Annotated in this window: 23 protein-coding genes, 1 tRNA gene and 1 pseudogene; 21 read left to right on the forward strand and 4 right to left on the reverse strand. The window is 35.6% G+C overall.

What is annotated here, in order from left to right:
* Nucleotide 1 precedes the first annotated feature (1 nt).
* The 13 genes from OOK85_RS05645 (at nucleotide 2) to uvrC (ending at nucleotide 13881) form a co-directional block, all read left to right on the forward strand.
* The gene (locus OOK85_RS05645; protein ID WP_182319348.1) at nucleotides 2–268 is read left to right on the forward strand and encodes a DUF2312 domain-containing protein; all 267 of its coding nucleotides are present in this window, start codon (nucleotides 2–4) and stop codon (nucleotides 266–268) included.
* Entirely contained in the window at nucleotides 261–836 is a 576-nt protein-coding gene (locus tag OOK85_RS05650; RefSeq protein ID WP_264702693.1) for a UbiX family flavin prenyltransferase, read from the forward strand. Before OOK85_RS05645 ends, OOK85_RS05650 begins: the two co-directional genes overlap by 8 nt.
* Nucleotides 820–1707, forward strand: coding sequence for a bifunctional methylenetetrahydrofolate dehydrogenase/methenyltetrahydrofolate cyclohydrolase FolD (gene folD, locus OOK85_RS05655; RefSeq protein WP_264704202.1), 888 nt, complete (start codon nucleotides 820–822; stop codon nucleotides 1705–1707). Before OOK85_RS05650 ends, folD begins: the two co-directional genes overlap by 17 nt.
* A gap of 623 nt (nucleotides 1708–2330) precedes the next feature.
* Nucleotides 2331–3083: an IS5 family transposase gene (locus OOK85_RS05665; protein ID WP_264702164.1), complete on the forward strand. Its 753-nt coding sequence runs from the start codon at nucleotides 2331–2333 to the stop codon at nucleotides 3081–3083.
* Nucleotides 3071–3199 carry a hypothetical protein gene (locus tag OOK85_RS05670; RefSeq protein ID WP_264702676.1) on the forward strand — a complete coding sequence of 43 codons (129 nt, stop codon included), beginning with the start codon at nucleotides 3071–3073 and terminating at the stop codon, nucleotides 3197–3199. The genes OOK85_RS05665 and OOK85_RS05670 overlap by 13 nt, the downstream gene beginning before the upstream one ends.
* A gap of 707 nt (nucleotides 3200–3906) precedes the next feature.
* Nucleotides 3907–4119, forward strand: coding sequence for a hypothetical protein (locus OOK85_RS05675; protein WP_006279675.1), 213 nt, complete (start codon nucleotides 3907–3909; stop codon nucleotides 4117–4119).
* A 5-nt stretch (nucleotides 4120–4124) separates the two neighbouring features.
* The gene (nuoG, locus tag OOK85_RS05680; protein ID WP_264702695.1) at nucleotides 4125–6173 is read left to right on the forward strand and encodes an NADH-quinone oxidoreductase subunit NuoG; all 2049 of its coding nucleotides are present in this window, start codon (nucleotides 4125–4127) and stop codon (nucleotides 6171–6173) included.
* A complete protein-coding gene (nuoH, locus tag OOK85_RS05685) occupies nucleotides 6157–7182 on the forward strand; it encodes an NADH-quinone oxidoreductase subunit NuoH (RefSeq protein WP_264338578.1) in 1026 nt (341 codons plus the stop codon). The genes nuoG and nuoH overlap by 17 nt, the downstream gene beginning before the upstream one ends.
* Nucleotides 7175–8170 (forward strand): porphobilinogen synthase, encoded by a 996-nt coding sequence (gene hemB, locus OOK85_RS05690; protein WP_264702698.1) that lies wholly within the window; start codon nucleotides 7175–7177, stop codon nucleotides 8168–8170. Before nuoH ends, hemB begins: the two co-directional genes overlap by 8 nt.
* 146 nt (nucleotides 8171–8316) lie before the next feature.
* Nucleotides 8317–9075: a phosphatidylglycerophosphatase gene (locus OOK85_RS05695; RefSeq protein ID WP_182364786.1), complete on the forward strand. Its 759-nt coding sequence runs from the start codon at nucleotides 8317–8319 to the stop codon at nucleotides 9073–9075.
* Nucleotides 9076–9119: 44 nt separating this feature from the next.
* On the forward strand, nucleotides 9120–9959 hold the full coding sequence (locus OOK85_RS05700) for a glycine--tRNA ligase subunit alpha (RefSeq protein WP_182318999.1): 840 nt from the start codon (nucleotides 9120–9122) through the stop codon (nucleotides 9957–9959).
* Nucleotides 9960–9962: 3 nt separating this feature from the next.
* Nucleotides 9963–12080, forward strand: a complete 2118-nt coding sequence (gene glyS, locus OOK85_RS05705) for a glycine--tRNA ligase subunit beta (RefSeq protein WP_264702702.1) — start codon at nucleotides 9963–9965, stop codon at nucleotides 12078–12080.
* A complete protein-coding gene (gene uvrC / locus OOK85_RS05710) occupies nucleotides 12064–13881 on the forward strand; it encodes an excinuclease ABC subunit UvrC (protein WP_264702704.1) in 1818 nt (605 codons plus the stop codon). The genes glyS and uvrC overlap by 17 nt, the downstream gene beginning before the upstream one ends.
* Before the next feature lie 101 nt (nucleotides 13882–13982).
* Here the strand turns inward: uvrC and OOK85_RS05715 are convergent.
* A tRNA-Arg gene (locus OOK85_RS05715) sits at nucleotides 13983–14059 on the reverse strand.
* Nucleotides 14060–14207: 148 nt separating this feature from the next.
* Between OOK85_RS05715 and OOK85_RS05720 the strand changes: the two genes are divergently transcribed.
* From OOK85_RS05720 to OOK85_RS07730, 6 genes and pseudogenes are all read left to right on the forward strand, one after another.
* Nucleotides 14208–15026, forward strand: coding sequence for an ABC transporter ATP-binding protein (locus OOK85_RS05720; protein WP_264702705.1), 819 nt, complete (start codon nucleotides 14208–14210; stop codon nucleotides 15024–15026).
* Between the two features lie 209 nt (nucleotides 15027–15235).
* A pseudogene (locus tag OOK85_RS05725) lies at nucleotides 15236–16572 on the forward strand (IS110 family RNA-guided transposase).
* Between the two features lie 152 nt (nucleotides 16573–16724).
* The gene (gene tatA, locus OOK85_RS05730; RefSeq protein WP_006013840.1) at nucleotides 16725–16892 is read left to right on the forward strand and encodes a twin-arginine translocase TatA; all 168 of its coding nucleotides are present in this window, start codon (nucleotides 16725–16727) and stop codon (nucleotides 16890–16892) included.
* Between the two features lie 166 nt (nucleotides 16893–17058).
* On the forward strand, nucleotides 17059–17715 hold the full coding sequence (locus OOK85_RS05735; protein WP_264702706.1) for an exopolysaccharide biosynthesis protein: 657 nt from the start codon (nucleotides 17059–17061) through the stop codon (nucleotides 17713–17715).
* The gene (gene cysS, locus OOK85_RS05740; RefSeq protein WP_264704206.1) at nucleotides 17708–19081 is read left to right on the forward strand and encodes a cysteine--tRNA ligase; all 1374 of its coding nucleotides are present in this window, start codon (nucleotides 17708–17710) and stop codon (nucleotides 19079–19081) included. Before OOK85_RS05735 ends, cysS begins: the two co-directional genes overlap by 8 nt.
* 6 nt (nucleotides 19082–19087) lie before the next feature.
* Nucleotides 19088–19507 carry a DedA family protein gene (locus tag OOK85_RS07730; protein ID WP_319803665.1) on the forward strand — a complete coding sequence of 140 codons (420 nt, stop codon included), beginning with the start codon at nucleotides 19088–19090 and terminating at the stop codon, nucleotides 19505–19507.
* Nucleotides 19508–19710: 203 nt separating this feature from the next.
* Here the strand turns inward: OOK85_RS07730 and OOK85_RS05745 are convergent, their stop codons facing one another.
* Entirely contained in the window at nucleotides 19711–20463 is a 753-nt protein-coding gene (locus OOK85_RS05745) for an IS5 family transposase (protein ID WP_264702164.1), read from the reverse strand.
* A gap of 61 nt (nucleotides 20464–20524) precedes the next feature.
* Between OOK85_RS05745 and OOK85_RS05750 the strand changes: the two genes are divergently transcribed.
* The gene (locus tag OOK85_RS05750; RefSeq protein WP_264704208.1) at nucleotides 20525–21355 is read left to right on the forward strand and encodes an IS630 family transposase; all 831 of its coding nucleotides are present in this window, start codon (nucleotides 20525–20527) and stop codon (nucleotides 21353–21355) included.
* 48 nt (nucleotides 21356–21403) lie between these two features.
* On the opposite strand, the gene OOK85_RS05755 is transcribed toward OOK85_RS05750, so the two are convergent.
* Nucleotides 21404–22093, reverse strand: coding sequence for an ankyrin repeat domain-containing protein (locus OOK85_RS05755; RefSeq protein WP_264702707.1), 690 nt, complete (start codon nucleotides 22091–22093; stop codon nucleotides 21404–21406).
* A gap of 47 nt (nucleotides 22094–22140) precedes the next feature.
* Nucleotides 22141–22770: an ankyrin repeat domain-containing protein gene (locus OOK85_RS05760; protein WP_264702708.1), complete on the reverse strand. Its 630-nt coding sequence runs from the start codon at nucleotides 22768–22770 to the stop codon at nucleotides 22141–22143.
* 310 nt (nucleotides 22771–23080) lie between these two features.
* Between OOK85_RS05760 and OOK85_RS05765 the strand changes: the two genes are divergently transcribed.
* On the forward strand, nucleotides 23081–23833 hold the full coding sequence (locus tag OOK85_RS05765; protein ID WP_264702164.1) for an IS5 family transposase: 753 nt from the start codon (nucleotides 23081–23083) through the stop codon (nucleotides 23831–23833).
* The last annotated feature ends 305 nt before the right edge of the window (nucleotides 23834–24138 follow it).

Consider the following 24138-nt stretch of genomic DNA (forward strand, 5'->3'; position numbering starts at 1 on the left):
CATGGAAGATACAGTAAAAATAACGGCTGAAGAGTTGAAGGGTTACATAGAGAGAATCGAAAAACTTGAACAAGAAAAGAGGGATGTGCAAGATCACATTCGTGATGTATATGCAAAAGCTGCAGATGAAGGTTGGGATACAAAAGTGATGAAACAAATTGTTAGGCTGAGGAAGATGGATGATGATGACAGAGAGGAACAGGAAATATTGCTTGATACCTATAAACGTGCATTGGGAATGAGCTACGAAGAAGAGTTAAGTGAATAGCAGAATTGTAATTGGAATAAGTGGAGCATCTGGTTCTATTTACGGTGTACGTATTTTAGAAGCGTTGAAAGACGTCGATTATGAAACTCATTTAGTGATAAGCAGTGCTGGGAAAATAACTTTAGCTCATGAAATTACAGAAAAACTTGAAGATATTACATCACTTGCAGATTTTTACTATTCTGAAGAAAAAATAGGAGAAAAAATAGCAAGTGGCTCATTTAAAACCTCAGGAATGATTGTAGCACCATGTTCTATGAAGACAATGTCTGAAATCGCATCAGGTGTTACTTCCAATCTATTGACAAGAGCTGCAGATGTAACACTAAAAGAAAGAAGAAAGTTAGTTCTTATGGTGCGAGAGTCACCACTGCACCTTGGGCATTTACAAAATATGTTAAAATTAACAAAGATGGGAGCAATTATTGCTCCACCAGTACCAGCTTTTTATATTAAACCAAAATCGTTGGATGATATTATTAATCATTCTGTTGGCAAAGTATTGGATTTATTTGATATCAAATTACCCGACTTTAAGGAGTGGCAAGGAAGTGACAATTATTATTGATGGTAAAAAAATAGCAAACGACCTATGTGAGAGGCTATCACAAAAAATTGATATTTTAAAGAGAGAGTATAACATTTTTCCTTGCTTGAAAGTAATTCTCGTGGGCAGCAATCCAGCAAGTCAGGTTTATGTTCGCAACAAACAGAAAAAAGCAGAATCAATAGGCATAAGTTCTGAGACCATTGTTTTGCCTAATAATATTTCAGAAGATGAATTGATTGAAAAAATCAATGAGTTAAATGAAGATCCATCTGTGCACGGGATTTTAGTGCAATTGCCTTTGCCAAACCACATTAGTGCAAGCAGAGTAATTAATGCAGTAAGTGTTGAAAAAGATGTAGATGGCTTTCATGATGAAAACGTTGGCAAATTAGTTAAGGGTGAAAAAAATTGCCTTATACCTTGCACTCCTAAAGGTTCTTTGCATTTAATTAAATCAATTGAAGAGAACCTTTCCGGTAAAAACGCAGTGGTGATTGGTAGGTCAAATATTGTGGGTAAACCAATGTTTCACCTATTGCTGCAGGAAAATTGCACTGTTACCATCTTGCACTCACAGAGCAAAGATTTAGCTGAATATTGCTCTAAAGCGGATATAGTAGTTGCAGCAGTCGGAAAGCCAAATTTTGTTCAAGCAGACTGGATAAAGAAAGGTGCAATAGTGATCGATGTTGGCATAAATAGCGTTAATGTAGAAGAACAAAGTAAGCTTGTAGGTGATGTTGACTTCGAGGGAATAAAAGGGAAAGCCAAAGCTATGACCCCAGTACCCGGGGGCGTTGGCCCAATGACCATTGCATTTCTAATGATGAACACTGTTATTGCTGCTTGCTTGCAGAAGGGAGTTGATGCTTCTGATTTCATTAGTTGAGGTATGAAGAGGAAAGCTATATGAAGATAGAATGTACCATATCACAATTAATAAAAAATTGAGATTTTTGAAATTCCTCAGTAGTCAAATTTATTAAATATTTAGGATCATCATCTATTCTTTTTTCTCCACAAGTATAGCTAAAGTGGCTTAGGTTTACCTACAATTTGAAAAACAACAAATTCGTCATTCCGCTACTCGTTAGCGGAATCTATCCCGCGAATGAATCCATAGCTGTACGAACATTCATTTTTGAAGGTAAATTGCACAGCAAATGGTGTCATCCCAGTGCCCAGACACTGGGATCCAGAAAAATTGATTGTAAACAAACGACTATACAACATTTTCAATAAAATTACAAAAAAGCTGGATTCCAGTGTCAAGCACTGGAATGACATCGTTTATTATGTGATATCGTGCCATATTGCAATGTTCGTACAGTTGGTGCGACCCGAAAGTCGTGATTTTGTGATGGTTAAATTCCATCTTCCCTAGACATCGGGGATAATGTATGTCTCACATTTTAGAGAGTGGCAACCTCTAGGCTCTGTGGACAAAAAATATGAAAAGAGAGAAAAAGATGGTAGTTTAGCCTAATAGGTAAAAAATGGAGAAACTACCATATGCAATATTACATCAAAGAGGAAAATTGGAAACAAATTTTAGAGTTCATAAAAAGCGTAAAAGGAATGCACAGCAAAGATGAAAAACGTTTAAGAATATTCATAGAGGCAGTGTGGTACATAGTGCGAAGTGGTTGCCAATGGAGACTTTTACCAAAAACTTATGGTAATTACAGGAGTATACATAAGCGATTTAAAAGATGGTGTGAAAGAGATGTCTGGAAAAAATTGCTTGAATATACTAAACAAGAGCCTGATTTAGAAGTTGCTATAATCGACGGTACGATCATCCGAGGCCATCCATGTTCATCTGGATATACAAAAAACTCCAAGGATCAAGAAGCTTTAGGGAGGAGCAAAGGTGGCTTTACAACTAAAATACATGCGCTTGTCGATGCACTTGGAAATCCACTTAAATTTACTCTGACTCCTGGTCAAAGAAATGAAATTACGCAGGCACAAGTGTTGACCGAAAGTATCTATAACTCTACTGTAGTAGCTGACAAGGGCTACGATAGCAATGCCTTTGTTACAAGTCTTGAAGACAAGGGATGTACAGTAGTTATTCCGCCAAAACGGAATCGAAAAGTGCAAAGGTATTACGATGAGCATATCTACAAAGAACGTCATTTGATTGAGTGTTTTTTTGGTAAAATTAAAAATTTTAGGCGCATTTTTTCCAGATTTGATAAAACTGCTGAGGTTTTTATGGGTTTTCTCAATTTTGTTGGAGCTCTTGTATGGCTTCTCTAAAATTTTGTCCACAGAGCCTAGGATGCAAGCATGAGATAAAAGCAGGTAACACTAAACCTTATAGTGAATCCCTGCAAACAGAGTTAGATATGGTTACGAGAGGAACCAATGCCTGAATTGTCGTAACGAACGATATGCGAAATAAGGTTGGTTAACGCATAGACCAAAAGGTACGGAGAAAGTGGATAATTAGAACTTGACTGGTCTGATTAAGATGTTTCCCATCTCCCGGCAAAAAGTTGGAACCTAAGTCTAACATGAAACAATTTCATGGAACGGAGTAACATTATAGATGCTCTTATTCTTTAAGCAGGGAGCCACCCGTATGCACCTATAATGAGGGATTGTCTAAGAAGCCAAGGCCTAAAATAATGTTTAGGATATGCTGACGTGGACACTGTAATTTGGAAGGTAAAGTTGTGAGTAGTGGTTAATATGTTATGAGCCAACATTAAGTGTTAGGTATGAATGAATACGACTTCTCTAGTAATATAGAGAATGCTGTATTTAAGCTATAAAAACAAATTTACCAAGCTTTGAAATGTTAATTACATGGAGAAGTATGTATGACAAACACCAAGTTAGAGAGAAGCCGGATGTGGTGAAAGTCACAAGTCCGGTTTTGAAGTCGAGTGGGGAGAGGTGACTTTCTCCACTTAGATAACTGCGTCATGCGCTGGAATGGCATCAAGGGGTAACTTTTTATTTAAACAATGATTGTAAAATGATTATAATAAGAGATCTATTGAAATTTTAAAGTTATTAAATATTGACGCTGTATACTTAAGTGTTAAAATAGAATGAAAAGTTTTTAGGAGTTTATATGGCAGCAGGTGGGAAAGCAAAGACAGCTAGTAAAAATAACCCTACTCAGCGTAAGAAAGCTGAGCAAAAAATGTATAAAGATAAACCGGTAAAACCTGTTAGATATATAGATCGTGACTCGCGCATGAATTACATGTCTGCTCAATATGACAACGGCAATCTGGTTGAAGATGAGGTGAGCGGCAATCCTATAAAGTGGGAAGCTGTATAATAGTTGTGGTTAAAGTTACTATTAATTCTAAGGAATGTGAAGTAGAGCATGGGCTCACTATAATTCAAGCTTGTGAAATTGTGGGCGTTGAAATTCCACGTTTTTGTTATTATGAGCGTTTAGCAATTGCTGGTAACTGCAGAATGTGTTTGGTTGAAGTGGAGGGTGGACCTCCCAAACCAGTAGCTTCTTGTGCAATGCCAGTTGCAGAGGGAATGGTTATTTATACTGATACCCCTAAGGTTAAAAAGGCACGTGAAGGAGTACTAGAATTTTTGCTAATTAACCACCCGCTTGATTGCCCAATTTGTGATCAAGGAGGTGAATGTGATTTGCAAGATATCACGATGGCTTATGGAAAAGGAATCAGCAGGCTTGATGAGTATAAGAGAGCTGTGCCGAAAAAACACTTCGGACCGCTGATTGAAACTGCGATGAATAGGTGCATTCATTGCACTCGGTGTGTTAGGTTTTTGTCCGATGTTGCAGGTACAAATGAACTTGGAGGAATAGGAAGGGGAGAAAACATAGAGATTAGCACTTACATAAAAAGGCATATTAGCTCTGAATTGTCCGGAAATATCATAGATCTCTGCCCGGTAGGAGCTTTAACTTCAAAGCCTTACTCTTTTACGGCACGTTCATGGGAGCTATCACACTGCGAAACTATAGATGTGCTAGATGCTGTGGGAAGTAGCATTAGAGTTGACTACCGTGGCCTGGAAGTTATGCGAATATTGCCAAGACTGAGCGAAGAAGTAAATGAAGAATGGATATCAGATAAAACTCGCTTTGCCTATGATGGACTCAAAGTTCAGCGCCTTGACCGACCTTATGTAAAAAAAGATGGTAAATTAGCCCCAGTTGATTGGAATGAAGCATTAATTATTGCTGCAAAGAAATTAAAGAATACAAAATCAAATAAAATAGCTGCAATTGCAGGTGATTTAGCAGATTGTGAATCTATGCTTCTACTCAAAGAAGTGATGCAGAAGCTCGGCTCGGGGAATATAGACTGCAGGCAGGATGGTGCAAAGCTTATACCAAGTAATCGTGGATCGTATGTGTTCAATACCACTATTGAAGGTATAGAAAATGCAGATTTATGCCTGCTTATAAATACAAATCCAAGGATAGAAGCACCGATCATTAACGTAAGATTGAGAAAGAGATATTTACAGGGCAACTTTCCTATTGCAAGTGTTGGTCCTAACATTGAATATTTATATCATGTCGAGAAATTGGGCGATAATCCTGATATTTTGAGTGAAATAGCAAATGGAAGTCATAAATTCTGTGAGCTGCTGGTGGCTGCTCAAAACCCTATGCTGATTATCGGTCAAGATGCATTAGTAAGAGACGATTCTGAATCAGTTCTAGTTCTAGCTGGCAAAATTGCAGAAAAATTTAACATGATCAGAGATGACTGGAATGGCTTTAATATGCTGCATAAAGCTGCAGCAAGAGTTGGTGGGCTAGATACTGGGTTTGTTCCTAAAAAAGGCGAAAGGGATATTAATCAAATATTGGAACATGCAGAAAGTGGTGAAATAGAAGTGGTTTATCTTCTTGGTGCAGATGAAATTGATACATCAAAATTAGAAAATACATTTGTAATTTATCAAGGTCATCACGGTGATAAGGGTGCACATGTGGCAGATGTTATCTTGCCTGGTGCTGCATATACAGAAAAATATGCAACTTATGTAAACACTGAAGGTCGAGTGCAAAGAACAAATTTAGCTGTATTTCCTCCAGGTGAAGCAAAGGAGGATTGGTTAATTATTAAAAATCTCTTGCAATATTTGGATCTTTCCTTACCATATGATAGTTTATTTGACGTAAGAAAAAAATTAGATACTATCGGTCCACAGTTTAGAAATGCTGATCAAGTGGTAAAAAACACATGGGTACCAATCAGCAATGGTAAAATAAATTTAAGTAATACACCTTTTACTTTAAAGGAGTGTAGTTTTTATATGACGGATTCAATAAGTCGCGCTTCAAAAATAATGGCAGATTGTACTAAAGCTTTTTATGAACACGCTAGTTAATATTTTATTTATTTTAGTACCGCTACTACTTTCAGTTGCATATTTGACATACTTTGAGCGTAAGGTCCTTGCTGCAATTCAACTGAGGCACGGCCCAAGTGTAGTTGGACCTTTTGGGCTATTGCAGCCATTTGCAGATGCTATTAAGCTCCTGATTAAGGAGCCGATAATACCATTTAGAGCGAGCACCATACTGTTCATTATGGCTCCAATGCTTACCTTTATCTTGGCATTAATTGCCTGGGCAGTTATACCGTTTGGTGCTGAAGTAATTGTAGAAAATGGCCAGCAAGTAGTTATTCCTAAGGTTATAGCAAATATTAATGTTGGAGTGCTTTATGTGCTAGCTATATCGTCGCTGGGAGTATACGGCGTGATTATTGCAGGCTGGTCAAGCAATTCTAATTATGCATTTCTTGGCGCTATACGGTCGGCTGCTCAGATGATTTCGTATGAAGTTTCAATAGGCTTAATAGTTGCTACAGTCGTTATTACCACTGGAACATTAAATCTTGGAGAGATGGTGGTAGCGAAACACAATATGCCATTTTGGGTTGATTTGCTACTAATGCCTATAGGAATAATATTTTTTATTTCTTTGCTTGCAGAAACTAATCGTCACCCATTTGATTTACCAGAAGCTGAAGCAGAGCTTGTCTCTGGATATAACGTTGAATATTCATCCATGCCTTTTGCCCTCTTTTTTCTTGGAGAATATGCAAATATGATTCTAGCAAGTGCTATGATGACGATATTCTTTCTAGGAGGATGGTATCCGCCGCTGGAGTTCAGTTTACTTTACAAAATTCCAGGTTTGATTTGGTTCGTTTTGAAGATAGTTATACTTTTGTTCGTATTTATTTGGATTAGAGCAACAATACCTCGTTATCGATATGATCAGCTAATGCGCCTTGGTTGGAAAGTGTTTCTGCCAATATCGGTGCTTTGGGTGGTACTCATTTCAGGAGTGTTGCTCTTTACTGGGAATTTACCTGGATCCAATGTTTAATTTTCCAAATACAAGATTAAGGCGCAGGCGCTCGAGCAAATGGGTTCGCAATTTAACAAGTGAAAATAGTTTATCAGTAAATGATCTGGTTCTTCCTCTGTTTGTTCACGACAGAGAAGAAACAACTGAACCAATTTCTGGCTTACCAGGCGTAAAGTGTTATTCAATAGATGGGTTAGTGTCTATAGTTAAGGAAGCTAAAGATTTAGGAATTAATGCTGTTGCAATTTTTCCTGTAGTTGATAGTAAACTAAAATCTGAAAACGCTGAGGGAGCATATAATTCTGACAACTTAATCTGCAAAGCAATCCGTGCTGTAAAATTAAAGGTACCTGAAATTGGTATTATTGCAGACGTTGCACTGGATCCATACACTATTCATGGCCATGACGGCATTTTAAAAGATAATCAGATGGATGTAGAAAACGATGAAACTATATCAGTACTGTGTAAGCAAGCACTTGCTTTAGCGAAGGCAGGATGTGATATAGTTGCTCCTTCTGATATGATGGATGGTAGAATAGGAAGAATCAGAAAATCATTAGATGATAATAACTTTCAAGACGTATTAATATTATCTTATGCGGTGAAATATTGCTCTAGCTTCTGTGCTCCATTCAGGCAAGTCGTTGGTTCATGTGGGCTATCACATTCTATAGACAAAAGTGGTTATCAAATGGATTATAAAAATGCGCACGAAGCAATGTGCGAAATTGAAATGGATATAAATGAAGGTGCAGATTTTATTATGATTAAACCAGGTATGCCATATTTGGATATTATCAAAACAGCAAGTGATAAGTTTAATTTTCCGATTTTTGCTTACCAAGTAAGCGGCGAGTACGCAATGATAAAAGCTGCTGCAAATAATGGCTGGCTAGATTATGACAAGGTGATTTATGAATCTTTGATTGGTTTCAAACGTGCGGGTGCAAGTGCAATATTCACTTACGCTGCACTTGATATTGCAAAAAATTTAAGTGCATAAGCCCTATAAAATTATTAAATTTTTGGCGCACGTTCTTCTACTGTTGCTGCATATTGCTTAAAGTTTTCCAATACATGTTTTAAGTTGTTGATAAGTCCGTTACAATACAGTATTATAAATAATATAAACCAAGTGTTACTTAGAACATGGGGATTTTTTTTAAATTTTTGGGAAAGATGCTAGGTAAGGTTTTTCCTGCCAAAACAGTAAGCTCTCTTTTAGGAATAGGATATTTACCAAGTTGGCAGAACTATTGGTCTTCTTTTTTAATATTATTTATTGTCGATGTTATATTAATTCTTACATATGGAGGCGAATACTTACTATATAAAATGCCAGACTCAGGAATAGTTGTAGCTGCTGTTTTTACAAAATTGGCAATAGTTATGTTAGTAATGCAATTAATTGGAATATTTATTTTTCATGCTCAAGACCCTTCAGCAAACAGTGGTGAAGAAATAGTAATACAAATAGCGTCAGGGCAAGTACTGACTGTAGCACTTTCAATGCCAGCAATAATGTCAATTTATTATGCTGTAAGTAAACTCTATGGGAATATATGTAAGCAGATGTTTCAATGCCCATTTTGGTTTAATGATTTTATGCACTTTTTCTTTTTTCTTATGATACCTTACGTATTTTTTAATGTCGTAGAAGTGATAAAACCATGGCCAATAAGTTCAATACAGCTCAGCTATAATAATGCAATGTCAATTACATTTGAGGGGATTTTTCACACATTTTATGCGGTGATTTTACTGTATTTAACAGCATTTATATTCTGCGATTTAACTATGCATGATGCAATTGTCCTAAATAAAAGCATAATTCAGTATGTGAGGGAAAGTTCAGCAGTTTTAGGTGATTATTTACATGATACTGTTAAAAAAATAGGTATTGAATAGTACTTATTTATTTATATATTTAGTATAAAAAGTGTACAATTTGTGTGAACTTACAAAGTATAATAAAAGAGTTACAAGATTTTTGGGCTAGTGAAGGATGTGTTATACTTCACTCATACACATCTGAAGTTGGTGCTGGCACATTACATCCCGCAACAATTATGTCTGTAATTGATACAAAACCGACAAAAATTGCATATCTACAACCAGTAATTAGGCCAGCAGATGGGCGCTATAGTGATAATCCTAATCGTTTGTATCAACATCACCAATATCAAGTTATAATAAAGCCATCTGGTAATAATTTACAAGACGTCTATTTAGATAGCTTAAAAGTTCTTGGCATATCTACAGAAAAATATGATATTAAGTTTGTTGAAGATGATTGGGAAAATCCGAGCGTTGGAGCATCAGGACTTGGATGGGAAGTTACATGCAATGGAATGGAAGTAACACAGCTTACTTATATACAGCAAGTTGGAGGGATTGACTGCAAGATGATTCCTGGTGAGGTGGCATATGGGTTGGAACGTTTAGCAATGTGCATACAAGGTGTAGATAATGTTTACGATATAATTTGGAACGATAACGGTGTAACTTACGGAAATATTTTTAAACAAAGAGAATATGAATTTTCTTATCTAGCATTAGATTATTATGATACTAAAGTGGTACAGCAGCAATTCGAAGATACGGAAAAATTGTGCAAGTTCCTTATTGAAAAGGAGCTACCAATGGCAGCTTATGACCAATGTATTAAAACTAGTCACCTACTTAATCTGCTTGATGCAAGAGGTGTGCTTGGTGTGAATGAACGTACAGCTTATATTGGTAGAGTTAGAGAGCTGACAAAAAAATGTTGTGAATTGTACATGAGTAAATAGCGTATGTCGTTGCAGTTGTTATTTGAGTGCCTTTCAGAAGAAATACCACCGAGAATGCAGAATTCAGCTACAGTTCAAGTTAAGAGCTGTATTGCCAATGTTTTTAACAAAAATAATGTAAAATTTACATCAATGGAGGTTTTTATAACGGCACGTCGCATTACCCTATTTGTCGACAACATAAATGCTTTGGAGCTAAAGGATTCCAATAACGAAGTTAAGGGACCAAACATTAACGCACCAAAAAGTGCTATCGAAGGTTTTTTAAGAAAATATCAGAAAAATGAAGAAGATTTGCTCGTTCGAAAAGTAAATAATGAGGATTTTTACTTCATTAAAAGAGAAAGCTGCTCATTTAACATTCAAGAGTTTCTTAAAAATCAACTAGGAGAAATATTAAAAAATTTCTCTTGGCCAAAAAGTATGAGATGGGGCAAAGGAAAAGAAAGGTGGGTTAGGCCAATTAAAAACATTTTATGCATTTTAAATGATGAAATAATACCTGTATCTTTTGCAGGGATTACAGCATCTAACACAACATATGGCCATCGATTTCTCTCAAGTGGTACAGCGCTTACTGTTAAAACACCTAAAGACTATTTTGAATTGCTAGAAAAAAACAGTGTAATTCTCCAAATGGACAAAAGAAAGCAATTTATACTAGATCAGATTAATAAATTCACAAAAGAGCAGAATTTACAACTTGAGAAAAATGATTATTTACTAAATGAATTGACAGGGCTTATAGAGTGGCCAATCGTACTGTTTGGTGAAGTGAATCAAGAAAAGTCATTTGGATTACCGAAGGAAGTAATACTTAGTATAGTTAATACACAACAAAAATACCTTGCTTTAAGTAATGGAAAGAGAATTTCACACTTTGTCACTGTTGTCAACGTCAACAATGGTGAAGTTGTTAAAGGACACGAAAGAATATTAGAAGCACGTCTTGCTGATGCCCAATTTTTAATATCTCAAGATAAAAAGGAAAATCTAGACTATTATGTCAAAAGATTAGGTTCAATATTATTTCATGCTTCACTTGGCAGCGTGGGGGAAAAGGTGAAGCGTATTACGGCTCTGTCAAAGTATATAGCTATATTTATTCCACATGCTTCGCTGATAAAAGTTGAACGTGCTGCATATTTGGCAAAAGCTGATTTGGCAACATCGATAGTAAGAGAGTTTCCAGAATTACAAGGAGTAATGGGTGGATATTATGCTTCTTATTTTCAAGAAGATAGAGAAATAGTGGAAGCTATAACTGAGCATTATAAGCCAATCGGGCCAGAGCAGGAGTGTCCTAAATCTCCTTCTGCAATTGCTGTGTCAATTGCAGACAAAGTGGATAGCTTAGTTGGTTTAATTGCAGCAGGTGAGAAAATCTCTGGTTCGTATGATCAATTTGGTTTGCGGAGAATGACAATTGGTATAATTAGGACAATACTTGAAAATAATTTGCATGTTCCAATTAGGCTAATGATAGACAAGTCAGTATCTTTATATTCAAGGCTTCTATTTAATAAAAATACAGCGTCAGTTGATAAGCCAAATAGAAAACAAATTTTAGAACTAGTATTTAGATTCTGCTTAGAAAGATTCAAGGTTATTTTAAAAAATAGAGATATAAGGCAAGATGTTGTAGATTCAATACTATATAAAATCGATATTAATGATCTGCTGACAGCAGAAAAGCAAACTGTTATATTGGATCGTTATCTTAGTACTCCAGAAGGTGAACAAATTCTAAGCACTTACAAAAGAGTCAGTAACATGATGAGCAAAGCAAGGAAAAGTGATGGCACTACTTATAGTGCATCTTACGGTAAGAGGTTTTTGATTGAAAGTGAAGAAATTGCGCTATCAAATTGTGCTATAACTGCTTGTAAAAACATAAAACAAGCGATAAAAAATAACCACTTTAATGTAGCACTTGATGAACTTGCTGGTTTTGCTCCGTTTATCAATCAGTTTATGGACAGTATAAAGATTAACTGTGATTCTGATAAGCTGAGAAGAAACAGATTATCTTTGCTTGAAAATGTAGTTTCCATCTTTCATTTAGTAGCAGATTTTAACCTCATACAGGTTAAGCAATGGATAAATGCTCAGGCAATATAAAGAACAAATCAAATCATCTCCACAGTCCTGTGGCGTGTATAAGATGGTTGGAGATAAGAATAAAGTTTTATATGTTGGAAAAGCAAAAAACTTGAAGTCGAGGTTATCCGACTACCTTCAATTCGAAAACCTTTCTGAACGAATTAGAGTTATGCTCTTACAGGTTATTAAGGTTGAAATATTCATCACTGAGAATGAAATCGAAGCACTGTTTCTTGAAGCACAGTTAATAAAATCATTGAAACCACTTTATAATATTGTGCTCAAGGATGGAAAATTTTATCCTTATATAACAATTTCCAAGCACGATTATCCAAGAATAGCAAAATATAGAGGCAAATTTAAGAAGAATGAGTTTCATTATCATGGTCCCTTTACATCTGCTGCTGCTGTTAAGCAAACTATATTGTCATTGCAAAAAGCTTTTCTCCTAAGAGTATGTTCAGATCAATACTTTTCCTCAACAAAAAGACCATGTATTGAATATCAAATTAAGCGCTGCTCAGCACCATGCATAAACAAAATCACAAAAGACGAATACTGCCAATCAGTAAAACAGGCACGAAATACATTGCTTGGAAGAAATAAGGAAGTGAAAGAACAGTTACTTTTCACAATGAGAAAGTGCAGCAGTGAAGAAAACTATGAGCTTGCTGCTATATATAGAGATCGGGTAAAGTTTCTTGAGCAAATTCAAATACAGCACACGGATTTTTCTTTTGAAAAAGATGCAGATTTCTTCAGTATTGTACGTGAAGAGGATCTAGCATGTATTAGTGTGTTATCGTTCAGAAATAAAGACAACTACGGCAGCACTCCTTACTTTGCCGAGAACTGTGGTGATCACTCAAATGATGAAATTTTATCCACCTTTTTGGTCAATTTTTATAATTCAGCTAACATACCTCCAATACAAATTTACGTTCCAGATTCTATTGTGGATAAGGAAATTATAGAACAAGCACTATATAAGGTTGCTCAAAAGCCAGTAAAAGTTCTGCATGCAAAGAATAAAAAAGAGCGTGATTTATTGAAATTTGTTTATGATAACTCTCAGCATAGCTTAGAGCAGAAGCTTATCGATTATAGAAATAACCTAGAAAAGCTTGAGGAGCTTAGCAAAATCTTCTTGTTACCAAATATTCCAAAGCGTATTGAGGTTTATGACAATAGCCATATATTTGGAAATCAACAAATTGGTGTAATGGTTGTTGCAGGGCAGGAGGGTTTTTTAAAGAGTGAGTACAGAAAATTTACTATAAAGGAAAAATTTTCAGGCGATGACTATAAAATGATGAGGGAAGTGCTAACCAGACGTTTCTCCGGCAATATAAAAGGCATAATACCTGATTTTTTACTGATTGATGGTGGACCAGGACATGTTTCCATAGTACAGAATGTACTGGAAGTATTGAATATAAACGTTCCTTTTGCTTGTATGGCAAAAGGTCCTGATCGTAACGCAGGAAATGAAAGATTTTATATGCTGGGCAGGGAAGAATTCAGTCTGGCAAATGACAGCAAAGTCATGCTTTACTTACAATCGCTGCGTAATGAAGCCCACCGTTTTGCGATAACTTCACATAGAAAAAAACGCGATAAACAGTTTATAGTTTCACAATTAAGCAAAATACCCGGCATTGGCAACAAAAGAAAAAAAGCGTTGATGTCTTATTTTGGTTCAGTGAAAAATATAAGCAAAGCTTCTCTGGCTGAAATTCAAAACGTACCTGGAATTAGTAAAGGTTTAGCAGAAGTCATTCTTAAATACGTGAATTATAAGAGAGGAGTACTGGAATGACACAAAACCCGTTTTATTATTAGGGAATTTATATCTTAAAACCGCAAAAAAAGGTGTGCGTATTTGTGAAAAAAAATCTCCATAAAATTTGTGAAGCAATGTGGTGGGACTAGTGCGATTCGAACGCACGACCTTCGGATTAGGAGTCCAACGCTCTATCCTGCTGAGCTATAGTCCCGTGTTTCCTACCATTTATGTAAAGTTATAGCAAAAAATCCTTCTCTTTTCTAGATTTCTTGCATAACCAATTTATGACGACAAAAAACATTTCTGTACTTCTTGAGTATGATGCTATTATATTTAATAACATGGTTTAAGTAAGATTAATGCTAGTTAACAATATTGGTTATTTCTATAACAATCAAGACGACTTTGCTTTAAGCAATATAAACATTAAAGTAAAAAAAGGAAGTGTTGCATGTTTATTGGGGCATTCTGGCTGTGGCAAGTCAACAATTTTGAAATTAATTGCAGGGATAGAAAATCCAAAATCTGGAACTATTTTTATAAATGATAGGTTAGTTGCGAGCAATAAGGCATCAGTCGCTATAGAGCATAGAAATATCGGATTGATTTTTCAGCATTCTGCATTATTTCCTCACAAAACAGTAGTAGAAAATATAACCTTTGCTATCCGCAGCTCTTCCAAGAGAGAAAAGCACCTAATTGCATTGGAAATCTTGAAGTTACTCAATATAGAAAAATATGAAAATATGTACCCTAACGCCTTATCTGGAGGACAGCAACAATTAGTTGCAATAGCAAGAGTGATGGCACAAAACCCTGATGTTGTGTTGTTAGATGAACCATTTTCTAATTTAGATATACTGCTCAAGTGCCGAATAAGACAACATATATTGTCCCTTTTTAGAAGTAAAAATATCCCTGTGCTAATGGTAACTCATGACCCGCAAGAAGCATTGAAAGTTGCAGATTTTATCTACGTAATGAAAAATGGTAAAATTATTCAATCAGGAGTTTCTAGCGATATATACCATAAGCCTAAAGACGATACGCTAGCAAAGTTTTTTAGTGAGCTCTCTTCTACTCTACAGTTAAGCGAAAAGTTTCCACTTATTCGCTGCAAGCATCGAACAGACGAAATCTGTCAAATCAGAAAGAAACACACAAATTTAAGTTTTTAGTAGTTTTCAAGTATAGTTGTACAGGGAGCGCCTTTGCAGTTATGACCGACATTTTCAATGGTGCCTAAGTGCCCGTATGCAAGGATGGTTTTGGAAGGAACGGTCAAATCATTGATGGAGTCATTTAGACTACCTCGGTTAGGAGATTGTACTATCAACCGTTCCAAGCTGAAGCGTTTCCCTATTACAAATTATATGTAGGAGTTACCATGAAAAAAGCAAAAAGTAAATTAGAAATAGTGAATCCTAATGCAGCAGGAATAGACATTGGTTCAGCTGTACACTATGTGTGTGTACCTGAAGGAAGAGATGAACAACGCGTTCAGAAATTTGGCTGCTTTACTGAAGACCTTCATAACTTAGCACAGTGGTTGAAAAAGTGTAAAGTTACAACAGTAGCTATGGAATCAACAGGAGTATATTGGATTCCTTTATTTCAAATACTTGAGTCATACAAATTCGAGGTAAGATTGGTAAATGCACGGCATGTAAAGAATGTACCTGGTAGGAAGTCTGACGTTCAAGATTGCCAATGGCTCCAACAACTGCATAGCTACGGACTGCTTCATGGATCGTTTAGGCCAGATAATCAGATGTGTGTATTGCGCAGTTACGTGCGGCAACGCAAAAATCTCACTGAAAGTGCATCTACACATATTCTGCGTATGCAGAAGGCATTAATTCAAATGAATATACAATTACACAAGGTTATTAGTCATATTACTGGGATAACTGGTATGAAAATCATTGAAGCTATAATTGAAGGCGAAAGAGATCCTGAGAAATTGGCTAAATTCAGGGATGCACGAATAAAAAATGATCAGTCTACTATTGCAAAAGCGTTAGCTGGTGACTATAGAGAGGAACACTTATTCACGCTAAAGCAAGAATTTGAACTATATAATATTTATCAAGAAAAAATAGCAGAATGTGATAGAAATATTGAAGCCTATTACAAAACGTTTGAAACAAAGTCTTGTGAAAGCAAACAGCTAAGTAAGCAAAAGAATAAAAATAGCAAAAGTAAGCCAAGCTTTGCTTTGTATGAGGAACTGCACCGAATAACTGGTATGGATTTCACTAAAATTCCTGGATTGATGTATTAAGTATACAAACCATAATTTCAGAAGTTGGTATAAACCATAGTAAATGGCCAACAGAAAAGCACTTTTCATCGTGGTTGGGACTCAGTCCTGCTAATAAAGTTACAGGGGAAAAAGTGTTTAACACAAGAACACGTAAAGTCATTAACCGTGCTGCAAATGCTTTGCGAATAGCTGCTCATTCTGTAGGAAATAGTAAAAGTGCGTTGGGTGCATACTACAGAAGATTGAAAAAACGACTAGGAGCACCAAAAGCAATAACAGCTACTGCAAGAAAAATGGCATGCATATTTTATAGTATGCTCAAATACGGACAGGAATATGTAGAAAAAGGAATGGAATACTATGAAACACGCTATAAAGATAGAACTGTAAAAAATTTGATCAAAAAAGCGAGCGAATTTGGCTACATATTAGTTCAACAAGAAGAGTTAGTTGAGTGAGTTTCTTAGGAGAAAATAATCTAGTTTGGGATTGTTATAAAATAATTAAAAAACCTTGATTTATAATTAAATAAAGGTGATATAATCTATGTGTTACTTGACTTCAGTCAAGTTTTAATATTTAAAGGTCAATATTTTAAATGGAGGTGAAAATGAGTTTAGGACCATGGCAATTGTTTCTAGTCTTAATAATAATTTTAGTTCTGTTTGGTGCAGGCAGATTACCGCAAGTTATGGGTGATTTAGGAAAAGGCATCAAAAACCTTAAACAGGAGCTTAAGGACTCAGAAAAATTATCGTCTAACGAACCAGATCGTTAGCGTCCTCATACTTCGTGACATGCACCTTAGTGCATGTCATCTGTTTAAAAACTTAGTCAGGTTAAAGAATGAAAGAGATGAAGTGTTGGTATGAAATAAATAACAAATATTGAAATACAGCAACAACTATGTTAGCTTAGGAGGAATATTTTATTAAAAGATAATTGTGCAAAAAAGTGAGAAACTAACTAAAGATAAAAAACTAGCTTCTGATATTCTAAAAGAGGTTGCAGATACCAATAACAATGATAGCAATAAAGTAACTTTGTTTGACATTAAAACAGCTTTGCATGAGCGCGGTTTTGGTATTTTAATAATCATCTTCTCCTTGCCGCTATCGGTGCCTATACCGGTTCCACCTGGTTATACAACTATTCTTTCTATACCTTTAATCTTATTCTCACTGCAGCTTCTATTTGGATTTGATTCTCCTTGGATGCCGGATTGGTTGGAAAGAAGGTCTTTTCAGCGTTCAACACTAGCTCTTGTGGTGGAAAAAACTTCTCCAGCATTAAAAAAAATAGAAAAGTTCATGAAACCAAGAATGTCTTTTATTTTCTATGGGCCCGGTGAAAAGATTTTAGCTTTTGTAATGTTGCTTTGTGCATTATCGATAGCTCTTCCACTACCTCTTACTAACTTCATTCCTGCAATTGGTACGACTCTTATTTCGCTTGGCATTATGAGTAAAGATGGGTTTCTATCCATATTGGGAGTTTTAATATCATTGTGTGGGCTATTGCTTACTCTTGTTGTAGTAGTCAAAGGGCCACAACTTATCATTGGGGCATTTTCTTTTCTCAAAAGCTTCGTATATGGTTAGGCTTTACAATACCTTAACAAAAAAAAAGGAACTTTTTACACCAATCGATAAAGATCATGTGAAAATGTATGTTTGCGGACCAACAGTATATGACACAGCACATATAGGCAATGCACGGTCTGTTGTTGTGTATGATGTGTTATTTCAGCTACTTAAGTTTTGTTATGGCAAAGTTACTTATGTGCGTAACATAACCGACATTGATGATAAGATAATTAATGCAGCAAGTGAGAAAAATAGCAACATAGAAAGTATAACCACATATTACATTAAAGCTTTTCATGATGATATGGAAAGCATAAATTGTAAAGAGCCAACATACGAACCAAAAGCAACGGAAAACATAGATTATATTATAAAATTAATTGAACATTTGCTGCAATCAGGCCACGCTTATGAATCTGACAAACACGTGTATTTTAATATAGAATCTTACCATGAATATGGTGCTTTATCAGGAAAAAAAACTGATGAATTGGTTCCAGGTAGCAGAGTTGAAGTTAATGAAAATAAAAAGCACCCGGGAGATTTTGTGCTGTGGAAGCCTGCAAGTGATATTGACTACAAACTTTCAAGTTATTGGGATAGCCCATGGGGAGAGGGCAGGCCTGGATGGCATATAGAATGCTCAGCAATGTCATATGCTTACCTTGGCAAAGATTTTGATATTCATGGTGGCGGCATAGATTTACAATTTCCTCACCATGAAAATGAAATTGCACAGAGTAAGTCTGCATTTGCTGGATCAATGTTTGCAAAATACTGGATACATAACGGTTTTCTTACAGTAAATGAAGAGAAAATGAGCAAGTCCTTATTTAATATAGTCAAAGTAAGGGATTTGCTAGATAGTGGAATAAAGGGTGAAGTAATACGCTATGCACTGCTCAAAACTCACTACAGAAAACCACTTGATTGGACAGCAAACGTTATTTCTGATGCACAGGAAACCTTAAACAAATTTTATCGGTTATTACGTGGTTTAGATACAACGAATATTGATGAAAGTAACGCAGAGATTTCTAAAGATTTTATAGACGCTTTAAAAAACGACTTAAACATCCCTGAAGCTCTAGCTATATTACATGAAATGGCTGCAAAAATTAACAAAATGAGTAATGAAAGTGAAAAGCTTAAATTAACTGAGAGTTTTGTTAAGAGTGCCAGATTTATTGGTCTTCTTGAGTCAAGTTATGAAAAGTGGTTTGCTGTGGATGTAAATCATCAAGAAATAGAAAGGTTGATAGACTTAAGAAAAATTGCAAAAAAAAATAAAAATTACGATACTGCAGACAAAATAAGGGATCAGTTGAAACAAATGGGGATTACAATTTCTGACAATGAAGATGGTACAACAACCTGGTAAACTCATATGGAAAACTACTTCCTCTTGTTCACAGATAGTCTAGTATCGTCGTTAGTTTTACCCATACATCAAGGTTTTGTGTTCAATACGATGCTTTATTTCAGGTCGTATTACACTCCACTACTGATGTTATTTTTTGGAGTACTAGGATCAAGCCTTGGTGGAATGGTTAACTGGTCTTTAGGTAGAATAACAATCTCTATACGAAAATCATACCACAAATTAGAAAACGAATATACAACGCCAAAAGTTACAAAAAATTTGCTAATTTTTGCAACTTTATTACTTTCATGGGTGCCAGCACTTGGAAGTGTGATTCAAATTTTATCAGGTTATTTCAAGTTAAACCTTTATATCCTTGCCCCTTTAATCATTCTATCTAATTTCTTCTATTTGTTATATCTAATACTTACTTTTGGAGTATAACAGCTATAGTACTACAGCTATTAAAGCCCACTTCTGTCATCCTATGGCCTGACAGAGGCTGAGCTATAAATTATAGCTCTTTTCATAATGGTCCAAACGGGTTAAAATAAGAGTTTATAGTAGTGAAGGTAAGTATGCCAGCAGCATATAGTTATGATTTAAGAAAAAAAGCAATGGAAGTGCTAGGCTCTGTGGACAAAATTTTAGAGAAGCCATACAAGAGCTCCAACAAAATTGAGAAAACCCATAAAAACCTCAGCAGTTTTATCAAATCTGGAAAAAATGCGCCTAAAATTTTTAATTTTACCAAAAAAACACTCAATCAAATGACGTTCTTTGTAGATATGCTCATCGTAATACCTTTGCACTTTTCGATTCCGTTTTGGCGGAATAACTACTGTACATCCCTTGTCTTCAAGACTTGTAACAAAGGCATTGCTATCGTAGCCCTTGTCAGCTACTACAGTAGAGTTATAGATACTTTCGGTCAACACTTGTGCCTGCGTAATTTCATTTCTTTGACCAGGAGTCAGAGTAAATTTAAGTGGATTTCCAAGTGCATCGACAAGCGCATGTATTTTAGTTGTAAAGCCACCTTTGCTCCTCCCTAAAGCTTCTTGATCCTTGGAGTTTTTTGTATATCCAGATGAACATGGATGGCCTCGGATGATCGTACCGTCGATTATAGCAACTTCTAAATCAGGCTCTTGTTTAGTATATTCAAGCAATTTTTTCCAGACATCTCTTTCACACCATCTTTTAAATCGCTTATGTATACTCCTGTAATTACCATAAGTTTTTGGTAAAAGTCTCCATTGGCAACCACTTCGCACTATGTACCACACTGCCTCTATGAATATTCTTAAACGTTTTTCATCTTTGCTGTGCATTCCTTTTACGCTTTTTATGAACTCTAAAATTTGTTTCCAATTTTCCTCTTTGATGTAATATTGCATATGGTAGTTTCTCCATTTTTTACCTATTAGGCTAAACTACCATCTTTTTCTCTCTTTTCATATTTTTTGTCCACAGAGCCTAGACGAAGGGGAAAGCAGAGAAACGGTAGCAGCAAGATTTAAAATTGGAAGAACTACATTATGGGAGTGGCAGCAAAGAAAAAAAGAAACAGGAGATTTTCAGTCGAAAAAACTTGGAAATGGAGGTTATAATCACAAAATTACCGACTGGAATAAATTTACTGAATTTGCCAAAAAACATGGTGGAAAAACTCTATCGGAAATGGCTAAGCTTTGGAGTAATGTTAGTATCCCAACGATTCATCGAGCTCTTAAAAAAATTGGACTCACACGCAAAAAAAAGACATATGGATACAAAGAAAGGAATGAAGAAAAACGTGCTGAATTTTTGAAAATTATAGCAACAAAAGAACCTCAAAACTTAGTATATATAGATGAATCTGGTATTGATAATACCGAAGACTATCCCTATGGATATTCTCAGAAAGGACAGCGGTTTTATGCTCTAAAATCTGGTAAAAAAATTCAACGAATCAGTATGATTGCAGCCTTAAACGGCAGAAAAATAGTTGTTCCGTTAACATTTGAAGGCCACTGTAATATGGATATCTTTAATAAATGGTTTGAGCAGTTCCTAACACCGATTTTGGAACCTGGACAAACTGTTATCCTTGATAATGCTACTTTTCATAAGTCTAATAAGATTACTGAACTTGCTAAAGGAGTTGGTGCAGAAATTTTATATCTACCGCCTTATTCTCCCGATTTTAACAAAATTGAGCATCATTGGTTTGCTATAAAAAACAGAGCTAGGAAAAACATTCCTCTATTCACATCTTTTCGTCATGCTGTTGATTCTGCTTTTCTATGAACTTTCCGGACTATTATGAAAAGAGCTATAAATGCAAAATTTCAATAGTTATAAGGATGCACCATGAGCTAAAAGCAACTCCACAAGCTTTTGGTGATTATATTTAGTAGCATAACACAATGCCGTTCTGCCTTCATTATTTTTTGCGTTAACGTCTGCATTGTGTTTTAGTAATATTTTTGCTATATCAACCCTTCCCATAATAGCAGCAAAGTGTAGCGGGGTGTTGCCATTTTCATCTTTAACGTCAACATTAGCACCTTCTTGAACAAGGTATTCCGTTACTTCTACACCTCCCCATAATAGACGGTTATTATTGGCAATCAAGTGTAATGGTGTCCAGCCACGTTTACTTTTGGCATCAATATCACTACCCCCTTCAACAAGACATCTTACTATCTTCAAGTTCGCGTACGGAACTGCCCAGTGCAATGGTGTTAGATTATCGCTATCCTTGGCATTAACATAAGCGCCTTGTTCTACAAGATATCTTACCACATCAACTTTTTCCCTGATAGCAGCCCAATGTAATGGAGTATCACCATATCCGTCTTTGATATTAATATCAATTCCTTTACCAATCAGGTACTTTATTGCATCTAGTTTCGCAAACCTAATAGCCTCATGTAACATAGTTTTGCCATTGCTATACTTAGCGCTAACATCAATACCCATACCTTTTTCTTTTATAAGGTATTCTGCTATATCAAAATTTTCACTTTCAACAGCCCAGTACAACACAGTCCAGCCATAATTATCTTCAATACCAACACTAGCGCCCTTATTTACAAGATATTTACCATGTCTAACTCTCCACTCTTAGCAGCCCAGTACAATGGCGTTTGGTAAAAACAGTCCCTAGCATCAATATTAGCACCTTCATTGATCAGGTATTTTGCTATGTCCAATTCTCCATTCCCAGCAGCTAAATGCAATGGGGCAATATCACACCCATCTTTAGCATTAACAATATCACTAAGCTTATTTTGACGTTTCCTCTTTATATGTGCTAATAAGTTTTTAATCGCTTTATAATCACCATTTTCAACAAGCAAATGTAAATTAGTGTTTCTGTAAAAGCCATCAATTAACCTACCATGTTTACTTGAATATCCCCAAATAGATGCAACATGAATTTTACTATCTTTCGCTAAATCACCACTGTTTATCAATTCCAGAACTTTTCTTAAGGTATCTTCTTCTCTGCCTTCCTTTTGTAAATTCAATTCAGTTACTTTCTGCACTAGTCTGTGAATGTTTGCCACTCCCTCTTTTAAGTCAATCATTGAATATCTATCGAGTAACTTAACAGCATTCCACAGCTTTTCTTCATCATCTGCTATTAATTTTGAAAAGATTTCTTCTATATGAATCTTGTCAGGAGCAAGGTAGGCCATTATTTCCAGAATACTCAAAGCTTCAAAACCACATTCTTTTTGTGCTATAGCGTCAATTGTAATTTTCCAAGTTATGAATGTTGTTTTAGTATAACGGTCACCTCCATATTTGGACTCAAAGTCAAGCAGCTTCTCTGCTTCTTCTTCATACTTTTTCAGATAGTCACTAACACCAATTTTTTCTTTACCCCTGTAACTTAGTACAACATTTTTTTCATTAATATATGCAATTGCTTGTTTTAAAGCTAGGCTCTGTGGACAAAAAATATGAAAAGAGAGAAAAAGATGGTAGTTTAGCCTAATAGGTAAAAAATGGAGAAACTACCATATGCAATATTACATCAAAGAGGAAAATTGGAAACAAATTTTAGAGTTCATAAAAAGCGTAAAAGGAATGCACAGCAAAGATGAAAAACGTTTAAGAATATTCATAGAGGCAGTGTGGTACATAGTGCGAAGTGGTTGCCAATGGAGACTTTTACCAAAAACTTATGGTAATTACAGGAGTATACATAAGCGATTTAAAAGATGGTGTGAAAGAGATGTCTGGAAAAAATTGCTTGAATATACTAAACAAGAGCCTGATTTAGAAGTTGCTATAATCGACGGTACGATCATCCGAGGCCATCCATGTTCATCTGGATATACAAAAAACTCCAAGGATCAAGAAGCTTTAGGGAGGAGCAAAGGTGGCTTTACAACTAAAATACATGCGCTTGTCGATGCACTTGGAAATCCACTTAAATTTACTCTGACTCCTGGTCAAAGAAATGAAATTACGCAGGCACAAGTGTTGACCGAAAGTATCTATAACTCTACTGTAGTAGCTGACAAGGGCTACGATAGCAATGCCTTTGTTACAAGTCTTGAAGACAAGGGATGTACAGTAGTTATTCCGCCAAAACGGAATCGAAAAGTGCAAAGGTATTACGATGAGCATATCTACAAAGAACGTCATTTGATTGAGTGTTTTTTTGGTAAAATTAAAAATTTTAGGCGCATTTTTTCCAGATTTGATAAAACTGCTGAGGTTTTTATGGGTTTTCTCAATTTTGTTGGAGCTCTTGTATGGCTTCTCTAAAATTTTGTCCACAGAGCCTAGTTTATCATCTTTAGCTAAGTTCAAAAAAGAACTTTCCATAGTCTTAGAGTTTTCAGCACTTATCCATATCACATTATCGTAATAATCCTTTCCATATTTGTAAGCATATTTCCTAGCTAACTCACTCTTACCTACCCCTCCAAGACCACTAATAGAGGCAACCTGCGATATCACCGCTTGTTTTTTTGCACTTCTTTGTAGTACATTATGCAGAGCTGTTAATACTCTGCCTCTACCAGTAAAAGATGCCACTGGCTCTATTATGCCAAACCAAACCGCTCCTA

This window comes from Wolbachia endosymbiont (group A) of Volucella inflata, assembly GCF_947250665.1.
In the GTDB taxonomy this organism is placed as follows: Bacteria; Pseudomonadota; Alphaproteobacteria; order Rickettsiales; family Anaplasmataceae; genus Wolbachia; species Wolbachia pipientis.